Below are 2191 nucleotides of genomic sequence, written 5' to 3' on the forward strand. Positions count from 1 at the left end.
TTTAAGAGGCCGCGCGCTTCTTCAACACCCCATAAGGTTGGTCGGGCTGCCAGACGCAGGTCGGCGATGTCCGACCACATCGCGCGCTTGATTTTCTGCAGCAGCACCGGCAAAGAAGTGCCCGGGTGTCATTCCATAATTCACCCGTGTCCGGACTTCGATTTCCCGTTCGTCCGCAATTGCTCCGTCGATCGCCTCAACGGCTGCACCGATGTCACCTAGTCAGCTTTCAAACCTTGCTGAGGCTGCTGGATCGACAATGCTTGGACCGAGCTCCGGCGCGATTCAGTGAGCTTCTCGATCAGTTCAGACTGCGGTCTCGGTTTTGCCGCGAGACGGTGGGGTTCAAATCGGGCCGTGGAGCCTCCACATCATCGCCACAGTCCGAAGACACCCGCCTGGTGCAATTGATGTAGCGAGAGAATGAATCGTTTGGCCCTGATCGATTCATAGAAAGCATTGGACCTCGCTTCCACAGGAAGCGAGAATCCATGCATGCCGAACCTTAAGCTAGGGCCGCTTCACCTTCGCCGCATCGACACCACCCGCAACATGCGGCGGTTTTACTTGCTTTCGATCCAACCGACCTTGTTCGGCGGGGTCTCGCTGATCCGCGACTGGGGCCGGATCGGCACGACCGGCCAGACGATGGTGCAGACTTTCGATGCCAGCGCTGAAGCGGGCGAAGCATTCGGACGGCTGGAGCGCGCCAAGCGCAGGCGCGGATACACCTCTGCTGAGGAGAGAGTCTGAGGTTTCGTCAATTTCCCGGGGATTACGGATCCACTTACGATGCCTGGAACGTGAAGTGACAGAAACCGTTGAGCCTGACGGGACGATTTGAAACGCTTCATGATCCGCCGCGTTGCCGCGTCGGCTGATGAGAATTCTCAGCCCGATTGTTGAGAGCTCTGTGCTGGCGATGTTCGACGAGAAAGCCCATCTTCGCCCTCGCAGCGCCGTGCGAACGCTTGTCCGTGATCATCACGCGCGGCGGCGTGCCGGCGGATTTCAAGAGCTTCTTCATGAGCCGCTGGGAAACCGGAAATACAACCAAACGGCATAGCTGATCACTTCCGGTGGGAAGCGATGGCGGCGATAAAGAGGGTCCCGGGCGGTCGGCATGCCGGTCGTCTACCCCTCGGCCGCTCCAATTCGTTAACTTGACGGTACCCGCTGCTCGTCGACAGCGATGGCACGATCATCGCGGGCGAAGGCCGATACCTGGCCGCGCGAAAGCTCGGTCTCCTCGAGGCGCCGGTCATCGAGCTGACCGGTCTTTCCGAAGCGCAGTGTCGCGCGCTCGCCCTTGCCGACAACCGCATCGCGCTGCCGGTGGTCCGGCGGCTCGTCGGATACGGGCGCTTCGACGGGGGCGAGACGGCCCGCGTGATGGCACGTCTCTACGCCGCGGCGCGCCTGCTGGTGAACTTCTTCCAGCCGTCATTCAAGCTCAAAGCGAAGCGCCGCGAGGTCCGCCCACGGCGACATCAACCCCTGAGTCGCGCTTGCAGTGCCTGCCGATTGGCAACGACGTTGCTGAGGTTCAGCTGGTCTGGCTCCCGTCCTTGCGCCAATTGCCTAACCAGCTCCCGCGTGCCGTCCACGACAAAGACGCCGCAATCATAAGTGTTCTGCTGCTGGGCCATGCCGGCGGGCTGCAGGGCGATGTTCAGCCTTTCTGCGAGTTGTCTTGCATGCGTCTCGTTGTATCTCCCGTAGGAATCGTAGTGATAGGCGACAGGCCATTGCCGGTTGCTGCGATCAACGAACAGCAGCGACCAATGCCTGCCGCGGTCCGTAGCACTGGCATCGTTCACTGGCAGCAACAGGAAGTCGGCTGTATCGTTATCACGCCGATCATGGACGATGCGATGGAATACGCGTAGCACGTCGCTCTCCGCGCCCAGGCGCAGCCGCAGCGCTTCGAGGGGATCTACGAACCGCGTCCGGGCGGCGAGATCCGAATCGCTCCTCTGCAAATCCAGCTCCTGAAGCTGGTAATCCCTGAGGATATGCTCGTCGCCCAGCCATTCCGTGTCCTCGAGCACCAGCCCGCGGTTGTGGGACAAGGCTATCGGATTCAACGCCCCGATCTGAGCATCGGAGGAGGTGATCGGAAACCGCCGCACGATATCGTCGCGCAATGGGGACGGTGCGGGCGCGGTCAGATCAACCAATGGAAGACCGT

2 protein-coding genes and 1 pseudogene are annotated in these 2191 nt (G+C 61.0%); 1 reads left to right on the forward strand and 2 read right to left on the reverse strand.

The features are described from left to right. Positions 1 to 495: 495 nt before the first annotated feature. Complete coding sequence (locus QJT78_RS50465; protein WP_011084508.1) at positions 496 to 753, forward strand: WGR domain-containing protein; 258 nt, start codon at positions 496 to 498, stop codon at positions 751 to 753. A gap of 50 nt (positions 754 to 803) precedes the next feature. Here QJT78_RS50465 and QJT78_RS50470 read toward each other — a convergent pair. Next, positions 804 to 1125: pseudogene (locus QJT78_RS50470) on the reverse strand (DDE-type integrase/transposase/recombinase); the annotation flags it as partial. 365 nt (positions 1126 to 1490) lie between these two features. Next, on the reverse strand, positions 1491 to 2191 hold a 701-nt coding region (locus QJT78_RS50480; protein WP_281460841.1), incomplete at its 5' end, for a Ulp1 family isopeptidase.

This window comes from Bradyrhizobium sp. Mp27, from assembly GCF_029953005.1.
GTDB classification, from domain to species: Bacteria; Pseudomonadota; Alphaproteobacteria; order Rhizobiales; family Xanthobacteraceae; genus Bradyrhizobium; species Bradyrhizobium barranii.